Source organism: Bradyrhizobium sp. AZCC 1693 (assembly GCF_036924745.1).
Taxonomy (GTDB): domain Bacteria; phylum Pseudomonadota; class Alphaproteobacteria; order Rhizobiales; family Xanthobacteraceae; genus Bradyrhizobium.
Map to the genome: position 1 here is coordinate 5,252,256 of NZ_JAZHSD010000001.1, position 16,743 is coordinate 5,268,998.

The window sequence follows — 16,743 nt, forward strand, 5'->3', positions numbered from 1 at the left end:
CGCTGCCGCCAACGCGCATTGCGCCCGATGACGAGATCATGAGCCCTGCCGCCCGCCCCATCGCTCCAGCCGATCGCCGCTTTCTCAGCGGCCTGATCGGCGCGCCGATCGCGCATTCGGCTTCGCCCGCGATGCATGAGCGGGCCGCCGAGGCGCTCGGCGCGCATTGCCACTACCAACTGATCGAAGTTGCGGGCGCTGACCGCGAGGAATTGCGGCTACTGCTCGATGGCGTACGCCGTCTGGGCTTTGCAGGCGTCAACGTTACCTTTCCGTACAAGGAAGCGGTAGTCTCCCTGCTCGATGAGATGTCACCGGGGGCGCGTGCGATCGGCGCGGTCAACACGGTCGTGGTCAGGGACGGCCGGCTGATCGGATACAACACCGACACAACAGGGTTTGCCCGGGCGATCACCGAGCTTGTCCGTGACCCCGCGCAGAGCACAGTTGCCGTGATCGGCGCAGGCGGCGTCGGGAAGGCGATCGCTTTTGCGCTGGCCGGGATTGGTGTCGCCGAGATCAGGATCTTCGACACCGACCGCGCCAAGGCTACGCAACTCGCCGACCAGATCGGGAAGCGCGGCAAAACAAGTGTCGCCGACAGCGTCGAGGACGCGATGCGCGGCGCCACCGGTGTCGTCAACGGCTCGCCGGTCGGCATGTTGCCGAACCGCGGCACGCCGGTCCCGGACGCCCTGCTGCATAAGAGCGTGTGGGTCGCCGACGCGGTCTACACGCCGCTCTGGACGCCGCTGTTGAACGCCGCCAAGGCAAAGGGCGCGGAGGCCATGACCGGGCGCGAGCTCGCGATCTACCAGGCCGCGGATGCATTCGAACTGTTCACGGGATTGAAGCCATCGGCCGTCGAGATGGGAAATGCATTCGACGCCGTGATGGCCAAGCGCTACGCTAAAGTGAACGCAGCTTAAAACACGGCCGGTCACAAGGCCGTTTATTATAACGAGAAGAGGGGATGGAAATGAGATCTGGAATTTTTGCAGGACTCCTGCTTGCCACCGTGTCGGCCGCGGCCGCATTCACGCAAGGGGCGCCGATCAAGCTCGCCAATGTCGCCGAATTGTCCGGCGGCGGGGCGACCGTCGGCAACAACTGGAAGAACGGCATCGACCTCGCGATCGAGGAGATCAACGCCAAGGGCGGGTTGCTCGGCCGCAAGCTGGAAGTGACGCATGCGGATTCGCAATCGAACCCGGGCGTTGCGCGCGCGCAGGTGCAGAAGGCGCTCGACAACGAGCCCTACGTTCTGCTCGGACCCGGCTATTCCGGCTCCGTCAAGGTCACTTCGCCGCTCGCCGCCGAAGCCGGTATCACCCAGATCATGGGTGGCGAGGCCGCCGAACTGACGCAGGGCGGCAACAAGTTCCTGTTCCGCACCTCGTTCGGCCAGCAATCCTCGATGCCGAAGGTCGCCAAATACATCAACGACGAGCTGAAGGCGAAATCGGTCGCGATCGTCTGGGTCAACAATGATTTCGGCAAGGGCGGCCGCGACGTCATCACCAAGGAATTCGCCAAGTATAACATCAAGGTCGCCGCCGACATTTCCACCGAAGCGGGGCAAGCCGACTTTGCCGCCGACGTCAGCAAGATCAAGGCGGCGGCGCCCGACGCGGTGTTCATCTACGTCAATGAAGAAGAAAGCGCGCGGATGCTCAAGGAGCTGAAGCGCCAGGCGATATCAGTGCCGCTGATGGGCGAGACGACGCTGGTCGGCCAGAAGGTCGTCGAACTCGCCGGCGATGCCGCGAACGGCGCGCGCGGCCATGTCGGCCTCACCACCGATGCACCGGTCGATCTGGTCAAGGCGTTCCGCGAAAAGTTCGTCAAGAAGTACAATTACGTCCCTGATCATAACGGGCTGAAAGGCTATCTCGCGATCTACATGATCAAGGCCACCACCGAGAAGATGGGCAAGGTCGACGCCAAGGCGTTCGCCGATAATCTGCACGGCCTCACCATCAAGGCCGCGAGCGAGCCCGGCATCCTGATGGATGTGACTTTCGACGAGAAGGGCGACATCGATCGCCAGGGATTCCTGGTCGAGATCGTCGACGGCAAGCAGGTTGTCAAGCAGGTGCTGCCGAAACTGAACTGAGCCGCGACGGGGCGTGCGCTTAAACGTAGGCCCCCGAGATCAGCATGGTGAAATGATTGACGCCGTCCGCATGTGACGGGTGAGGGGAGGAGCATGTCCAATCTGCTCGATCTGCTCGTGGCGGGCCTTGCGACCGGGGCGATCTATGCCCTCGTCGCGGTCGGGTTCACGCTGCTGTGGCAGACGTCGCAAACCATCAATTTCGCGCAGGGCGAATTCGTGATGCTGCCGGCGTTCCTGATGCTGGCGGTGATGCACGCAGGCGCGCCATTCTGGCTCGCCATTATCCTCGGCATCCTGCTGTCGCTGCTGCTGCTCGGGCTCGGCTTCAAGCTGCTGCTGGTCGATCCGATGCTGCGGCACGGCGTGCTGCCGCTGGCCATTGCCACCATGGCGCTGGCGATCGGCATGAAGGAAGCCGTGAAGCAGTTCTTCAGCGCCGAAGCCTCGCCGTTCCCCTCCATCGTGCCGGCCGGTGACGTCTCGATCCTTGGCCGGGTGGTCTCGTTGCAGAGCCTTGGTGTGCTGGCGCTCGCGATTGCGGTGGTGATCGGCCTGACTGCGCTGTTGAACCGCACCTCGATCGGCCACCAGATGCAGGCCACCGCCCAGAACCCGACGGTCGCCCGCATCATCGGCGTGCCGGTCGAGCGCATGATCCTGCTGACCTTCCTGATCAACGCGTTTCTGGTGGCGCTGGCCTCGCTGCTAATCACGCCGATCTATCTGGCGAAATTCTCCTCCGGCGAGGTGCTCGGGCAGGCCGCCTTCATCGCGGCGATCGTCGGCGGCTTCAACCAGGTGCGTGGCGCCATCGCCGGCGGGCTGTTGATCGGCGTGGTAGACAATCTGTCAGCCGCCTATGTATCGACGCAGTATCGCGCCGCGGTGCCGCTGATCCTCCTGATCGTCATCATCCTGTTCCGTCCGCAAGGCCTGCTCGGCCGGCCCGAGGAGCGCACGGTATGACCGCTACCGGGAAATATCTGCGCATTGCGCTCGGCGTCGTGGTGATCGCGGCCCTGATCATCGTGCCCATGAACTTCAACCGCTACGGCCTGTTCATCCTGAGCCAGTGGGCGGTGATGACCATCGCCGCGATGGGGCTCAATCTGACGCTGGGCTATGCCGGCCAGGTGTCGCTGGCGCAGGGCGCGTTCGTCGGCATCGGCGCCTATGCGGCGGCGATCATGACCACGCAGGGCATGCCGCTGATCGCAGCGCTGGGTGTTGCCATCGTGCTGTGCTTCGCCATCGGCTGGATCCTGGGCTATCCGGCGCTGCGCGTGCAGCATCACTACCTCGCGTTCGTGACGCTGGCGTTCTCGACGCTGGCGTTCCTGGTGTTCCGCAACGAGGACTGGCTCACCAAGGGCATCTATGGCATCTCCAACATTCCGCGGCCCAACGTCATGGGCTTTGTGACCAACCGGCCGTTGCCGTTCTATTATTTCTGCCTCGGCTCGCTTGCGATCGTATCATTGGCGATGTGGTGGCTGATCCGCTCGCCCTGGGGCCGCGCCTTCGTCGCGCTGCGTGAAAACCCGGTGCGGGCGCTGTCGCTCGGCATCGATACGCGGCGCTATACGCTGATGGCGTTCGCGATCGGGTCGGCGCTCGGCGGCGTCGCCGGCACGCTCTATGCGCCGCTGACGCAATATATCGACCCGGTTCCCTTCAACCTCTCGCTCTCGCTCGATCTGTTGATGATGGTGATCGTCGGTGGCTCCGGATTCTTCTTCGGGCCGTTCCTCGGCGCCATGATCGCGGTGCTGCTGCCGGAATGGCTGCGCTTCACGCAAGGCTATTACCTGATGCTCTATGCGGTCGCGGTGATGCTGCTGCTGATTTATTCGCCGACCGGCATTCTCGGCATCCTCGATCGCTATCTGGCCGAGCGGCGCACCAAGGCGGCGTCCGCACTGCGCGCGGTTGCAAAATCCAGGCTGGAGACGGCGCCATGACCGCGGTCCTCGAAGTCAGCGACATCAAGAAGAGTTTTGGTGGCATCAAAGCGGTCGATGGCGTCAGTTTCGACGTGCAGGAGGGCGAAATCCTCGGGCTGATCGGCCCGAACGGTTGCGGCAAGTCCACGCTCTTCAATTGCATCCTCGGCCAGCTCACGCCGACCGATGGTGAGGTGAAGGTCGACGGCAAACTCGTAACGGGATTGCGGCCGTCCGAGTTGAACCGCCTCGGCGTCAGCCGCACCTTCCAGCTTCTGCAGGTGTTTCCAAAGCTGTCGGTGCGGGAAAATCTGATCCTCGCCGGCCAGGAGCACCAGGGCAACATGATGTCGCGGCTGCTCGGTCCCTCCGACGCCGGGCTATCGGCGGCGGCCGACCAGATGATCGGCTTCTTCAAGCTCGATCATCTCGCGACCGAAGCCGCCGGCGGCCTGTCCTACGGCCAGCAAAAGCTGCTCGATGCTGCGATGGCGTTCATGGGCGGTCCGCGGCTGGTGCTGCTCGATGAGCCGGCCGGCGGCGTCAACCTCACCATGCTCGGCGATCTCAAGGAGCGGCTGGCGGCGATCAACCGCGAGAAGCGCGCCACCTTCGTGGTGATCGAGCACAACATGGAATTTGTGATGTCGCTGTGCACGCGCGTCATGGTGATGGCGGAAGGCAAGCTGTTGGCGATGGGCACCCCAAGCGAAGTCCGCGCCAACCCCGCCGTCATCGAAGCCTATCTCGGCCATTGAGGGATCGATCCATGAGCGATGCCATTCTGGATGTTCAAGGCCTCGTCGGCGGCTACGGCAAGATGACGATCCTCAACGGCACCACCTTCTCGGTGCCCGCCGGCTCGATCACCACCGTGATCGGCCCGAACGGCGCCGGCAAGTCCACTGTGTTCAAGGCGATCTTCGGCCTGTTGAAGCTGCGCGAAGGCAGGGTTGTATTCAAAGGGCGCGACGTCACCGGGTTGAGTCAACGCGAATTGCTCAATGCAGGCATCTGCTACGTCCCGCAGGGACGCAATATCTTTCCGGAACTATCGGTACGCGACAACATCCAGCTTGGCGCCGTCGTCGCCGGGCGGGACATCACTGATCTGCCTGCCCGAATCGAGGCAGCGCTCGACAAGTTCCCGGCGCTGCGCAAGAGGGCCGCGCAACAAGCCTCCACGCTGTCGGGCGGCGAACAGAAGCAGCTTGAAATCGTTCGCGGCCTGCTGCTCAATCCGCAGCTGGTGTTGATCGACGAGCCGTCGATCGGGCTTTCGCCGCTGATGGTGCAGCAGACCTTCAACATTCTGAAGGATCTGCGCGACCGTGGCGTATCGATCCTGATGATCGAACAGAACGCGCGCTCGGCGCTGGAGATTTCCGACTACGGCATCGTGCTCGAACTCGGCCAGACCCGGCTCTTCGACACCGCGCAGCGCGTTCTGAACGATCCCCGCATCGGGCAATTGTTCCTGGGCGGCGCGATGACGGAGACTGCGGCATGAGCGGTACGTTGCGGATCGGCGTGGCGGGCGCGGGGCTGATTGGCCGCAAGCATATCGAGCTGGTCGCGACGTCGTCCGATTGCGTCCTGACCGGGATCGCCGATCCCTCGTCCGAGGCAAAAGCGTTCGCCGAATCGCAGGGGATTGCCTGGCACGCCGATCATCGCGCGCTGCTGGAGCGGGAGACGCCCGACGGGATGATCGTCGCGTCGCCCAACGCGCTGCATCTACCGATGGCGCTCGATTGCGTCGCGCGCGGGGTCCCCGCGCTGGTCGAGAAGCCGGTGACGGATACGGTCGCTTCCGCACGGCGGCTTTGCGAGGCGGTGCGGCGCAGCGGTGTGCCGGTTCTGGTCGGCCACCACCGCCGCCACAATCCCCGCATCAAGGCGATACGCGACAAGGTCGCCGGCGGCGGGATAGGCCAGCTCACCGCGGTTGTCGGCTTGTGGCTGCTGAAGAAGCCGGACGACTATTTCGATGTCGCATGGCGGCGCGAGGCGGGTGGCGGACCGCTGCTGATCAATCTGGTGCATGACATCGACAATCTGCGCTTCATCTGCGGCGAGATATCAGAGGTTCAGGCCATAACCTCGAACAAGGCGCGCGGCTTTGCCGTCGAGGATACCGCGGCCCTGCTGTTGAAGTTCGCGGGTGGCGCGATTGGCACGATCACGCTGTCGGATGCGACGCCGGCGCCGTGGAGCTGGGAACTGTCATCGGGCGAGAACGCGGCCTATCCGAAGCAGGATCAGCCTTGCTATCTGTTCGCCGGCACCAAGGGGTCGCTGTCGGTGCCCACCATGGAGCTGTGGTCGTATCCGGGCCAAGGCGCCTGGTATGCGCCACTTTCCCGAAGCCTCGTCGATGTGCCCTTGGCAGATCCGTTGGTGGAGCAGCTCCGGCATTTCCGTGCGGTGATCGCGAGAAGCGAGGAGCCGCTGATTTCCGTCGAGGATGCCATGGGGACGCTTGCCGTGGTCGAGGCCGTGCGTGAAGCGGCATTTACCGGCGCACGCGTATTCCCGGGCCGGATCATGGAGCAGGCGGCATGAACAAGCGCTCGATCGCTACCGTCTCGCTTAGCGGCGCACTCGATGAAAAGCTGCGTGCAATCGCCGCGGCCGGCTTCGACGCCGTCGAGATCTTCGAGAACGATCTGCTTTCGTTCAACGGCAGCCCGCGAGACGTCGGCCAGATGTGCCGGGATCTCGGGCTGTCGATCTGCGCCTTCCAGCCGTTCCGTGACTTCGAAGGCATGCCGGAGCCGCAGCGCACCCGCAATTTTGCGCGCGCCGAGCGCAAGTTCGACCTGATGCAGGAGTTGCAGACCGATTTGATGCTGATCTGCAGCAACATCTCTCCGGCCTCGCTCGGCGGCATTGACCGCGCGGCCGCCGATTTCCGCGAACTGGGTGAGCGCGCCGGGCCGCGGGGCTTACGCGTCGGCTATGAGGCGCTCGCCTGGGGACGGCATGTCAACGACTATCGCGACGCCTGGGAGATCGTGTGGCGCGCCGATCACAAATCGATCGGCATCATTCTCGACAGTTTTCATGCGCTGGCGCCGTCGTTCCCAACGATGGCGATTCAATCGATCCCGGCCGACAAGATCTTTCTGGTGCAATTGGCCGACGCGCCAAAGCTCGGCCTCGACGTGCTGTCCTGGAGCCGGCATTTTCGCTGCTTCCCGGGTCAGGGCGACCTGCCGGTCGCTTCGTTCGTGGAAGCCGTGCTCGCCACCGGCTATGCCGGCCCGCTGTCACTGGAAATATTCAACGACCAGTTTCGCGCCGGTTCCGCGGTCCGCACCGCAACCGACGGGCTGCGCTCGCTCATCCTGCTCGAGGATAACGTCCGCGCCGCGGCGTCCGCCGCTCCGGCGGTGCCGCTGCAACCGAAGGCAAAGAGCCGTGGCGTCGGCTTCATCGAGTTCGCCGTCAGCGAAGAGAAAGGCCGCGACCTCGCCGCCCTGTTCGGCCAGCTCGGTTTTCGCAAGACCGGCGCGCATCGCAGCAAGGATGTCGAGCGCTGGTCGCAGGGCCATATCGACCTCGTGATCAACTGCGAGCCGGATGGCTTTGCGCATTCGCACTTCGTCGCGCACGGCCCCGGCGTCTGCGCCATCGCCGTTGATGTGGATGACGCCGGCAGCACCATGGCGCGGGCGGAGGCGCTGCAGGCGCGGACCTTCTACCAGCCCGTCGGTCCGGGCGAACTCGAGATTCCGGCGATCCGCGGCGTCGGCGGCAGCCTGCTGTATTTCCTGGAGGAGGCCGGCAAGAACTGGGACCTCGATTTCGAGCCGCTGCGCAGCGATGCGGCTACCGATCGTCTCGATGCCGTCGACCATATCTCGCAGTCGATGCCCTATGACGAGATGTTGTCGTGGCTGTTGTTCTATACCGGCATTCTCGATCTGGAACGGCTGCCGCAGATGGAGATCGCGGACCCGGTTGGGCTGGTGCAGAGCCAGGCGCTGATCAACGGCAATCAAAGCCTGCGCGTGGTGCTCAACGGCTCATCGGCCACCCGCACGCTGTCGGCCCGCTTCATCCACGAGTTTTTCGGCTCCGGCGTGCAGCACGTCGCGTTCTCCTGCCGCGATATCTTCGCTGCGATCGCCGACATGCGTGCGCGCGGCGCGGACTTCCTCAGGATTCCCGACAATTACTACGACGACATCGAGGCCAAATACGGCCTCGACGCCGCGACCATGACAGCCCTTCGCGACAACCAGATTCTCTACGACCGCGAAGGCGACGGCGAATTCTTCCAGGTCTATACCCACGCCTTCGACGAGCGGTTCTTCTTCGAGATCGTCGAGCGGCGCAACTATCACGGCTTCGGCGCCGCCAACGCCGCGATCAGGCTCGCGGCCCAGACGCGGGAATCGCGGCCGATCACTATGCCCAAGGCGTGACCGCAGGAATAGAAAGCAAGAAAACTGAAAGGGAAGCGAGACGATGTCGATCAAAGGGACGGGTATTCGTGCGGCAATACTGTTTGCGGTCTGCGGGTATCTAACGCCGGCGTTGGCCGATTCGCTTTCCTGCGATGACGGTATCAAGGCCGCCTTTCGCCCCGACGCCGAAACGTCTGTCGTCGCGGTCCGGCTGGTGAAAAAGGGCGAGGAGCTGAAGGCGCCTGATGCGCCGCAGCCGGTGACGGCGGCGGCCGATCTATGCCTCGTGAAGTTGTTGGTCGGCCCCGGCGCCACGGCGGAAAAGGACACGAACGCGCGCTCCTATTCCGAAGGTATCGGCATCGAGGTCTGGCTGCCGACGCATGCCAACTGGAACGAACGCATCCGCAACTATGGCGGCGGCGGATGGGTCGGCGGCGGCCATCGCTATGCGGACAAGATCGGCAGCAAGGTTCCGGCCATCGTCAATGCAAATATCGGATATGCCTCGGGCACGACGGATGCCGGCCAGCCCTGGTATCAGGATGGCTCGTTCGCGTTTCTGTCCGACGGCAAGGTCAACGTGGAATCGCTTCGTGATTTCTCGGTGCGCGCCATGGTGGAGCAGGCTGTCAAGACCAAGGCGCTGGTCAGCCTCTATTACGGCAAGGCGCCGAAATACACCTACTATGACGGCCATTCGCAGGGCGGCCGGCAGGGCATGAAGATCGCCCAGGAATATCCGCAACTCTACGACGGCTACATGATCGCGCAGCCGGCGCTAAATATCGCGAAGTTCGGCACGGCGGGACTCTATCCGCAGATCGTGATGAAGACCGAACTCGGCTTCACCGCGGCCAACAAGCCGGAGGCCGCGGCCTTTGCCGCCAGGGTCGCGGCCGCGAACAAGCGCGCGGTCGCCGTCTGCGACAAGGCGGGCCTCGGCTTCCTGCTCGATCCCTTCGCCTGCGACTACAATCCGGCGCGCGATGCCGACATCCTGTGTGCGGAAGTGGCCGGCGAGGGTGTAACCGGCAGGAATGCCGACTCGGCAACCTGCATGAATCTGAAAGAGGCGAATGCGCTGAACCGGATCTGGTTCGGCGCCACCAGCGACGGAAGCTTTGACGCCTCACAGAGCGCCAACGCGCGATCCGGCAAGTCGCTCGGCAGGAACCAACTCTGGTGGACGTTCACCAAGAGCACCGCCATCGGCAGTCAGATCACGAATGCCTCTTCGCTCGGCGTCGCGTTGGCGTTGCAGGACGTCAGCTATGCCCCCGACGCCAGCACGGCATCGGGCGATCCAATCACGAACGTCTCGTCGAATGTTCGTAACAAATGGCGTGAACTGGACTATGCCGGGCTCGCCGACGCCGTGAACAAGGGCGTCGCATTGCAGCCGACGCTGTTCAGTGACCTCATCACGGACAAGGCGGACCTTGGGAAGCTGCGCGACCTTGGCCGCAAGGTCATCGTCTATAGCGGTCTCGTCGACGACGCGATCCCGCCGGCCGGCAACATCAATTATCACGAGCGCGTGGTGGCGGCGATGGGCGGACACGCCGAGGTGCAGAAGTTCATGCGGATGTATCTCCTGCCGGGCTCGGCTCACTCGTCGCAGGGCCGGGCCTACACGGTTAGTGGCAAGAACGACACCGTGCCGCTGCCGAAACTTCCGGGCAATGCCAACCAGACGCCGACACGCGAGCAGGATCAGTTCTTCACCGCACTGGTGGACTGGGTCGAGAAAGGCACCGCGCCGGGCGAAATCCTGCTGACGTCGCGCGACAACAGCGTCAGCTATCCGGCTTGCGTCTATCCGCTGCGGACGACATGGAACGGCAACGGGGATACAAAGCAGGCTTCGAGCTATAGCTGCCGGTAACCCGCCGGGGTAGGATCGTATCGTCGGGGGCGTAACCGCCGGATCGAGCATGACCGAACCCAAGGAAGCAGCGAGCAGAACGCGCGAAGTGCTCGGTCTGCTCGGTTTTCTGCTCGTTGCCACCGCTCAGGTCTCCAACATGATCCTGGCGCGCGGTGTTGCCGGGAGCGTTCCACCGTTCTCGATCGCGTTCTTTCGCTGGAGCATCGTGGCGCTCGGCCTGATGCCGGCTGTCGTGATGGCGCTGCGGGAAAGCCCCGGCCTGTTGCGCAAGGACGGTCTCGGCATCGCGCTGGCCGGCTTTCTCGGCATGTTCATCTGCGGCGGTCCGGTCTATGTCGCCGGCATTACCACTTCGGCCATCAACATCGCGTTGATCATGGCGTTATCGCCGCTTGTCGTGCTGCTGTTTTCCTTCGTGTCGGGGCGGGAGGCCGTCGACCGGCGACAAATCATCGGCATGCTGGTCGCGCTGGCGGGCGCCCTGCTGATCATCACAAGGGGACAAGCCGCCGTTGGCGCGGGCCTCTCACCCGGTGACCTGCTCGCATTGCTCGCGATGCTGGGCTGGGCGGGATACACGCTGATGCAAAATCGCGTCGGCCAGGGTGTGAGCTTTCTGGCAAGGATCGGGCTGTTTGCGGCGGCAGGCGCGCTCTTCTCGCTGCCCTTTGCGGTCCATGAAATCTGGCCGATGCCGTCGGCTGCGTTCAGCGGGCGCGCGGCGCTGGTGTATCTGTTCGCCGGGCTCGTGCCCGGGCTGTTTGCCTATTCGGCCTATGCCTATCTCGGCTCGATGTTCGGCGCGGTATCGACCTCCTTGAGCCTTTATCTGGGTCCGATCGTCAGCGCGGTGCTGTCGATCATCTTTCTTGGCGAGGCGCCGACCATGATCCATTTGATCGGCGGCGCGCTGTCGCTCGGCGGCATGTGGTTGTGCCTGCGGGCCAAGCAGAGTGGGTCGCGATAAATCCTAGCCGCCCGGGTGTGACCACCGCCTGTCCATTCACCGCATGAGCCGCCACCGATCGACCGTCGGCGAATCTGGCTTGACGATGCACATCTCGTTATATAACAAATAGGATATATAAAGGATTGAGCATATGCCAAATCTCGATGCCGCTTTCTCGGCGCTGGCGGACCCAACACGGCGGGCGATCCTTGCCCGCCTCGCATTGGGCGAGGCCACCGTCATGGAACTGGCCGAGCCCTTCGAGATGACGCAACCCGCCATCTCCCGGCACCTCAAGGTGCTCGAGGGCGCAGGTCTGATCCTCCGCCGCGTCGAAGGCACGAAGCGGCCATGCCGGCTGGCGCCTGCAGCCGTCAACGAAATCGACCAATGGCTTGCGATGCTTCGGCACGCCCTGTCCGCGAATTACAACCGGCTCGACGACGTTCTGGCCGCCATGAAAACCGAAGAGTGAAAGGCAAACCCTATGAGCAAGATAACGCTGAAGACCGAAGGTGAGCGCCATGTCGTCGTTACCAGGCGCTTCGCCGCCGCGCCGGAAGCGGTGTATCGCGCACACACCGAGCCGGCGCTGATCCAGAAGTGGCTGCTCGGTCCGGACGGCTGGACGATGCCGGTTTGCATCAACGAGGCGCGACCGGGCGGCAAGATCCGCTACGAGTGGACGAACGGCGAAGGCGGCGGATTTTATCTGACCGGCGAATACCTGGAACTGGTGCCCTTCAGCCGGCTCGTTCATGTCGAACGGATGCACATGCCCGATGCAACGCCGGACAACCACGTCGAAACGACCTTCGCGCCAGACGGGACCGGTACATTGATGACCATGCGGATGACCTTGCCCGATGCCGCGACGCGGGCTGCCATGCTGTCCACCGGCATGGAGCATGGAATGGAAGCGAGCTACGTGCGGCTCGAGACCACACTCAAATCATAACCGGCGCTCAACCACTGAACATGTGCCGCGCGCCACACCAGGCGGCTGAAATGAGCGTAGAAGCTCATGTCAGCCAAGCCTCAAAATTTGGAGAGTAACCGTGATCGAACCGCTTCGTATCGTTCAAACCAAGCCGCAGCTCACCGCGTTGATTCCGATCACGGTTCCGCGCGAAGACATTCGCAAGGTCATGGGGCCCGGCCTCACCGAATTGAAGGCCGCCGCCGCCGCGCAGAACGTTGCGGTTACGGGCCCATGGTTCACTCACCATGTTCGCAATCCCGGTGAGGTCTTCGATTTTGAGATATGCCTGCCGGTCGCCACTTCAGTCGCGCCGGTAAATCGCGTGAAACCAGGGCAGTGGCCCGCGATGAATATCGTCCAGACCACCTATCATGGCGGCTATGAAGGTCTCGGCAACGCGTGGGGCGAATTCATCGCCATGATCAAGGCCGCGGGACACAGAACCGTGGACGGCCTCTATGAATCCTATGCGGTCGGCCCGGAGGATAGCGCTGACCCGAAAGCCTGGCGGACGGTGCTCAGCAAGGAATTGGTGGAGTTTTAGAAATCTCGAAGCGCAGAAAATGCGCGGCGGGAAATTCTACTCCATCACGGCATGCTCCGGCGCGGCCGACTGTTCGCGCAGGGTCGCCTTGGTCGAGCCGATCATGATCGCGAGCGGGATCGCGCAGGCGGTGAAGATCATCACCATCTGGTAGTCGTGCGAGAACGCGATGATCTGCGCCTGCGCCTTGACCAACATGTCCGCCATGGCGCGGCCCGTGTCGTTGGAGAGGTCGATCAGGCCGCGCACGTCCGGCATCTGCAGGGCGTGGTTGAACGGATTGATGTACTCCGACAGGACCGCGTAGGTGTAGCGCGTGCCTTGCGTCAGTTGCGCGATCACGAGCGAGATGCCGATCGAGCTTGCGACGTTGCGCATCAAGGTCAGCATCGATGTGCCGTCGGTGCGCAGATGATTGGGCAGCGTCAGGAACGCCACCGTGGAAAGCGGCACGAACACCAGGCCGAAGCCAAAGCCCTGGACCACGCTGATGATCACGATCTCGGTCACGCCGGTCTGATCGGTCCAGCCGGTCATATAGAACAGCGAGGCCGCGGTCAGGCTGAGGCCTGCGACGATCAGCGTTCGCGCCTCGATATGGCGCATCAGGCGGCCGACCAGCATCATCGCCACGAAGGTGCCGCAGCCGCGGCTTGCCAGCAGCAGACCTGCCGTGATGATCGGATAGCCGATCACGTTCTGCAGGAAGGGTGACGACAGCGCCATGGTCGAGAACAGCACCAGGCCCATGACGGCCATGAACACGCAGCCGCCGACGAAATTCTTGTCCTTGAACAGCGCGAACTGGATGAACGGATGCTGCGTGGTCAGCGAATGCGCCAGGAAGTAGTAGAAGCCGATCGCCGATATGACGAACTCGGCGATGATCTCGTTGGATTCCAGCCAGCCGAGTTGCTCGCCGCGGTCGAGCGCGAGCTGCAGCGCGCCGATAGCGATCGCGAGCGCGGTGAAGCCGAACCAGTCGAAGCGCAGCTCGATGGCCTTCTTTGTCTCGTCCATGAAGATCATGAGGCCGAGCACGGTAAAAATGCCGAACGGCAGATTGACGAAGAACACCCAGTGCCAGGAATAGGTCTCGGTCAGCCAGGCGCCGAGTGACGGGCCCATGATCGGCCCCATCATCACGCCCATGCCCCAGATCGCCATCGCTTTCGCCCGTTCATGCAGCGCGTAAGAGTCGAGCATGACGGCTTGCGACAGCGGCACCAGCGCCGCGCCGAACACGCCCTGCAGCAGGCGAAACAGCACCATCTGGCCGATGTCCTGCGCCAGCCCGCACATCACGGAAGCAATGGTGAAGCCGGCCGAGCAGATAATGAAGATGCGCTTGCGGCCGAAGCGGTTGGCGATCCACCCCACCGGCGCGGTCATGATCGCGGCTGCGACGATGTAGGAGGTCAACACCCAGTTGATCTGGTCTTGAGAGGCCGACAGCGTGCCCTGCATGTAGGGCAGCGCGACGTTGGCGATGGTGGTGTCCAGCGCCTGCATGATCGTCGCCGTCATGGCGCAGATCGTCACCATGTTCCGGCGCAGGCCGGGAACGGCAGCCGATGGTGCGCCCGTCGTCATGGCGTTATTCGTGGTCCTGGTTCGCCACCGCCGGCGACAGGCCGAGCAGGGCTGGAAGCGAGCGGCGATGGTTGGTGTCGATGGTGGCGTAGACGCTCATGCCCGCCTTCAGCTTGCGGACGAACCTGTCGTTCTTGTCGAAATAGATCCGCACCGGGACGCGCTGCACCACCTTGACGAAATTGCCCGACGCGTTCTGTGGCGGCAGGATCGCGAACTGCGCGCCGGTGCCGGGCGAGAGCGAGCCGACCGTGCCCTTGAACACATGATTGGGGAAGGCGTCGACCTCGAGCGTGACGGACTGGCCAACCGCGACATGGGTGAAATCGGATTCCTTCGGGTTGGCGTCGACCCAGGGGTTCGAGGTGTCGATGATGCTGAACACCGGTGCGCCCGCCATCACGAAGCGGCCGAGCTGAATCTGCTCGACCTGCGTGGCGATGCCCGCCATCGGCGCGCGCATCACCGTGTGGTCGAGATTGCGCTGGGCCTGGTCGAGCGCCGCCTTGGCCTGGGCATAGGGCGGGAATTCGGCGAGCGGCAGATCGGGATTGCCGAGCAACTGTGCTTTGGCGGTGGCGATCTTCTGCTGCAGCAACTGGTACTGGGCGCTCGCGGTGACGAGGGCGGTCGATGCATTGTCGAGGTCGAGCTGCGAGCCGAAATTGTTCTTCACCAGCGCCGACTTGCGCTCGACGTCGCGCCGCTTCAGGTCCATGCCCTGCTGCGAAAGCTCGCTCATCTGGCCGTAGATCCTGAGGTCGGCGATCAGATTGTCATAGGTGACATTGGCCTGTGCAAGGGTGGCCTTGGCCTGCGCGACGGCGAGACGAAACGGGACGGGATCGATCTCGAACAGCACATCGCCCGGATTAACCTGCTGGCCCTCTTTCACCACGACCTTCTCGATCTTGCCTGATATGTCGGGCGTGATCAGAACCTTCTGCGCGCCGACATAGGCGTCGTCGGTGGTCACGTAGCGGCCGCCATTGAGATAAAACGTCACGCCGGCCACCAGCGCCACCAGCGGCAACACCACCAGCAGCAGGAAGCGGCGGTAACGTCGCATGCCGGCCATCAGGCGGCGGCGTGGCTCGGCCGCGAGCTTCGGCCGCGACGATGGCGAAGCGGGATTGCCCTTTTGTTCGGGCGGAAATTTGAGTACGGGATCAGCCATAACGCTGTTCCTTTCGCGGAGGTTCGTTCGCCGGATGCTGGATCGCGTTGCGAACGTTTTCCTTGATCAGGTCGAGTTGGTCGAGCAGGCGGTGGGCATCGGCGGGGTTGATGCCGTCGAGCGCGGTCGCCGTCAGTTCGGAGCGAAGCCCGGCGAGCTTGCCGAGCAGCGGACGCGCAGCCTTGCGCAGATAGAGACGGTTGACGCGGCGATCGTTCTCGTCGCCGCGGCGTTCGATCCAGCCGTTGTCGCAGAGCTTGTCGATCAGCCGCGTCAGCGTGATCGGCTGCATCTCCATCTGCTCGGCCAGTTCCGACTGCTTGAGGCCTTCGGTGCGTTCGACCTTGGCCAGAACCGCCCATTGCGCGCGGGTGATGCCGTAGCGCGCCGCCTGCCGGTCGGCATAGGCGCGCACCATCCGCTGCACCTCGCCGAGCGTAAACAGGAAGTTCATATCCACGGAACCGCGCATCGTCCTCGCCTCCATAAGCCACCGATATAATAAGCTTGCTTATGAATTCTGCATGGCGCGTTAACAATGGCCTGATCCGCTTCCAGCACATGGCTGGGAACCAGGGGCGGCCGGGCTTTGGGATTGGCGTTCAAACTGCTACAAAGGCCGGATATGACCCTGACGAAGCCCACATTTCCCGCGCCGGACCACGATCACGGCCGCTGCACCGCGGAAGCGATGACGCATGCGGAGGAGGTCTGCGCGCGGCGGGCGCAGAAATTCACCCCGATCCGGCGTCAGGTGCTGCAGGCGCTGCTCTCGAGCCACCGCCCGCTCGGCGCCTATGAGGTGATCGACGAACTCGCCCGATCGATGCCGCGGCCGGCGCCGATCACGGTCTACCGCGCGCTCGATTTTTTGATGGAAAACGGCCTCGTCCACCGCATCGAAAGCCGCAACGCCTTCCTCGCCTGCGCGCATGACCATGATGAGACCTCGATGGTGGCGTTCCTGATCTGCGATCATTGCGGTTCCGTCGGCGAAATTCCCGCCGCCCCCGTGGCGCAAAGCCTCAATGCGGCGGCCCGCGCGTCGGGTTTTGCGCCAAAGCTCTCCGTCGTCGAAATCGCCGGCACCTGCGCCCATTGCCAGAAATAACAAGAACACGGCGGCGAGG

General features: G+C 63.5%; 17 protein-coding genes. 14 read left to right on the plus strand and 3 right to left on the minus strand.

What is annotated here, in order from left to right; translation table 11 throughout:
• Nucleotides 1–38 precede the first annotated feature (38 nt).
• The 13 genes from V1293_RS25015 to V1293_RS25075 all read left to right on the plus strand — a co-directional run bounded on the left by V1293_RS25015 (nt 39) and on the right by V1293_RS25075 (nt 12,843).
• A complete protein-coding gene (locus tag V1293_RS25015) occupies nt 39–929 on the plus strand; it encodes a shikimate dehydrogenase (protein WP_334513086.1) in 891 nt (296 codons plus the stop codon).
• A 50-nt stretch (nt 930–979) separates the two neighbouring features.
• Entirely contained in the window at nt 980–2,116 is a 1,137-nt protein-coding gene (locus V1293_RS25020) for an ABC transporter substrate-binding protein (protein ID WP_334513088.1), read from the plus strand.
• A gap of 93 nt (nt 2,117–2,209) precedes the next feature.
• On the plus strand, nt 2,210–3,085 hold the full coding sequence (locus V1293_RS25025; RefSeq protein ID WP_334391945.1) for a branched-chain amino acid ABC transporter permease: 876 nt from the start codon (nt 2,210–2,212) through the stop codon (nt 3,083–3,085).
• Nucleotides 3,082–4,080, plus strand: coding sequence for a branched-chain amino acid ABC transporter permease (locus V1293_RS25030; RefSeq protein ID WP_334513089.1), 999 nt, complete (start codon nt 3,082–3,084; stop codon nt 4,078–4,080). Before V1293_RS25025 ends, V1293_RS25030 begins: the two co-directional genes overlap by 4 nt.
• Nucleotides 4,077–4,820: an ABC transporter ATP-binding protein gene (locus tag V1293_RS25035; RefSeq protein ID WP_334513091.1), complete on the plus strand. Its 744-nt coding sequence runs from the start codon at nt 4,077–4,079 to the stop codon at nt 4,818–4,820. The genes V1293_RS25030 and V1293_RS25035 overlap by 4 nt, the downstream gene beginning before the upstream one ends.
• An 11-nt stretch (nt 4,821–4,831) precedes the next feature.
• The gene (locus V1293_RS25040) at nt 4,832–5,572 is read left to right on the plus strand and encodes an ABC transporter ATP-binding protein (protein ID WP_334513093.1); all 741 of its coding nucleotides are present in this window, start codon (nt 4,832–4,834) and stop codon (nt 5,570–5,572) included.
• The gene (locus V1293_RS25045) at nt 5,569–6,627 is read left to right on the plus strand and encodes a Gfo/Idh/MocA family protein (protein WP_334513095.1); all 1,059 of its coding nucleotides are present in this window, start codon (nt 5,569–5,571) and stop codon (nt 6,625–6,627) included. Before V1293_RS25040 ends, V1293_RS25045 begins: the two co-directional genes overlap by 4 nt.
• Complete coding sequence (locus V1293_RS25050) at nt 6,624–8,495, plus strand: bifunctional sugar phosphate isomerase/epimerase/4-hydroxyphenylpyruvate dioxygenase family protein (RefSeq protein ID WP_334513097.1); 1,872 nt, start codon at nt 6,624–6,626, stop codon at nt 8,493–8,495. The genes V1293_RS25045 and V1293_RS25050 overlap by 4 nt, the downstream gene beginning before the upstream one ends.
• Nucleotides 8,496–8,538: 43 nt before the next feature.
• A complete protein-coding gene (locus V1293_RS25055; RefSeq protein ID WP_334513099.1) occupies nt 8,539–10,365 on the plus strand; it encodes a tannase/feruloyl esterase family alpha/beta hydrolase in 1,827 nt (608 codons plus the stop codon).
• Nucleotides 10,366–10,414: 49 nt separating this feature from the next.
• Nucleotides 10,415–11,335, plus strand: a complete 921-nt coding sequence (locus V1293_RS25060; RefSeq protein ID WP_334513101.1) for a DMT family transporter — start codon at nt 10,415–10,417, stop codon at nt 11,333–11,335.
• 133 nt (nt 11,336–11,468) lie between these two features.
• Nucleotides 11,469–11,792: an ArsR/SmtB family transcription factor gene (locus V1293_RS25065; RefSeq protein ID WP_334513103.1), complete on the plus strand. Its 324-nt coding sequence runs from the start codon at nt 11,469–11,471 to the stop codon at nt 11,790–11,792.
• Nucleotides 11,793–11,804: 12 nt separating this feature from the next.
• Nucleotides 11,805–12,275, plus strand: coding sequence for an SRPBCC domain-containing protein (locus V1293_RS25070; RefSeq protein ID WP_334513105.1), 471 nt, complete (start codon nt 11,805–11,807; stop codon nt 12,273–12,275).
• A gap of 100 nt (nt 12,276–12,375) precedes the next feature.
• Entirely contained in the window at nt 12,376–12,843 is a 468-nt protein-coding gene (locus tag V1293_RS25075; protein WP_334513108.1) for a GyrI-like domain-containing protein, read from the plus strand.
• Between the two features lie 36 nt (nt 12,844–12,879).
• Here the strand turns inward: V1293_RS25075 and V1293_RS25080 are convergent, their stop codons facing one another.
• Genes V1293_RS25080 through V1293_RS25090 form a run of 3 tightly spaced genes read right to left on the minus strand, consistent with a single transcriptional unit; the run spans nt 12,880 to nt 16,100 of the window.
• A complete protein-coding gene (locus tag V1293_RS25080) occupies nt 12,880–14,436 on the minus strand; it encodes an MDR family MFS transporter (RefSeq protein ID WP_334513109.1) in 1,557 nt (518 codons plus the stop codon).
• A gap of 4 nt (nt 14,437–14,440) precedes the next feature.
• Nucleotides 14,441–15,613 carry an HlyD family secretion protein gene (locus tag V1293_RS25085; protein WP_334513111.1) on the minus strand — a complete coding sequence of 391 codons (1,173 nt, stop codon included), beginning with the start codon at nt 15,611–15,613 and terminating at the stop codon, nt 14,441–14,443.
• Complete coding sequence (locus V1293_RS25090) at nt 15,606–16,100, minus strand: MarR family winged helix-turn-helix transcriptional regulator (RefSeq protein WP_442894279.1); 495 nt, start codon at nt 16,098–16,100, stop codon at nt 15,606–15,608. Before V1293_RS25090 ends, V1293_RS25085 begins: the two co-directional genes overlap by 8 nt.
• Nucleotides 16,101–16,238: 138 nt before the next feature.
• Here V1293_RS25090 and V1293_RS25095 point away from each other — a divergent pair, with 138 nt between their 5' ends.
• On the plus strand, nt 16,239–16,724 hold the full coding sequence (locus tag V1293_RS25095) for a Fur family transcriptional regulator (RefSeq protein WP_334513115.1): 486 nt from the start codon (nt 16,239–16,241) through the stop codon (nt 16,722–16,724).
• Nucleotides 16,725–16,743: the final 19 nt, after the last annotated feature.

Coding starts and splice junctions, on each gene's coding strand:
- V1293_RS25015 (WP_334513086.1), top strand. CDS start 39: ATGAGCCCTGCCGCCCGCCCCATCGCTCCAGCCGATCGCCGCTTTCTC.
- V1293_RS25020 (WP_334513088.1), top strand. CDS start 980: ATGAGATCTGGAATTTTTGCAGGACTCCTGCTTGCCACCGTGTCGGCC.
- V1293_RS25025 (WP_334391945.1), top strand. CDS start 2,210: ATGTCCAATCTGCTCGATCTGCTCGTGGCGGGCCTTGCGACCGGGGCG.
- V1293_RS25030 (WP_334513089.1), top strand. CDS start 3,082: ATGACCGCTACCGGGAAATATCTGCGCATTGCGCTCGGCGTCGTGGTG.
- V1293_RS25035 (WP_334513091.1), top strand. CDS start 4,077: ATGACCGCGGTCCTCGAAGTCAGCGACATCAAGAAGAGTTTTGGTGGC.
- V1293_RS25040 (WP_334513093.1), top strand. CDS start 4,832: ATGAGCGATGCCATTCTGGATGTTCAAGGCCTCGTCGGCGGCTACGGC.
- V1293_RS25045 (WP_334513095.1), top strand. CDS start 5,569: ATGAGCGGTACGTTGCGGATCGGCGTGGCGGGCGCGGGGCTGATTGGC.
- V1293_RS25050 (WP_334513097.1), top strand. CDS start 6,624: ATGAACAAGCGCTCGATCGCTACCGTCTCGCTTAGCGGCGCACTCGAT.
- V1293_RS25055 (WP_334513099.1), top strand. CDS start 8,539: ATGTCGATCAAAGGGACGGGTATTCGTGCGGCAATACTGTTTGCGGTC.
- V1293_RS25060 (WP_334513101.1), top strand. CDS start 10,415: ATGACCGAACCCAAGGAAGCAGCGAGCAGAACGCGCGAAGTGCTCGGT.
- V1293_RS25065 (WP_334513103.1), top strand. CDS start 11,469: ATGCCAAATCTCGATGCCGCTTTCTCGGCGCTGGCGGACCCAACACGG.
- V1293_RS25070 (WP_334513105.1), top strand. CDS start 11,805: ATGAGCAAGATAACGCTGAAGACCGAAGGTGAGCGCCATGTCGTCGTT.
- V1293_RS25080 (WP_334513109.1), bottom strand. CDS start 14,436: ATGACGACGGGCGCACCATCGGCTGCCGTTCCCGGCCTGCGCCGGAAC.
- V1293_RS25085 (WP_334513111.1), bottom strand. CDS start 15,613: ATGGCTGATCCCGTACTCAAATTTCCGCCCGAACAAAAGGGCAATCCC.
- V1293_RS25090 (WP_442894279.1), bottom strand. CDS start 16,100: ATGGAGGCGAGGACGATGCGCGGTTCCGTGGATATGAACTTCCTGTTT.
- V1293_RS25095 (WP_334513115.1), top strand. CDS start 16,239: ATGACCCTGACGAAGCCCACATTTCCCGCGCCGGACCACGATCACGGC.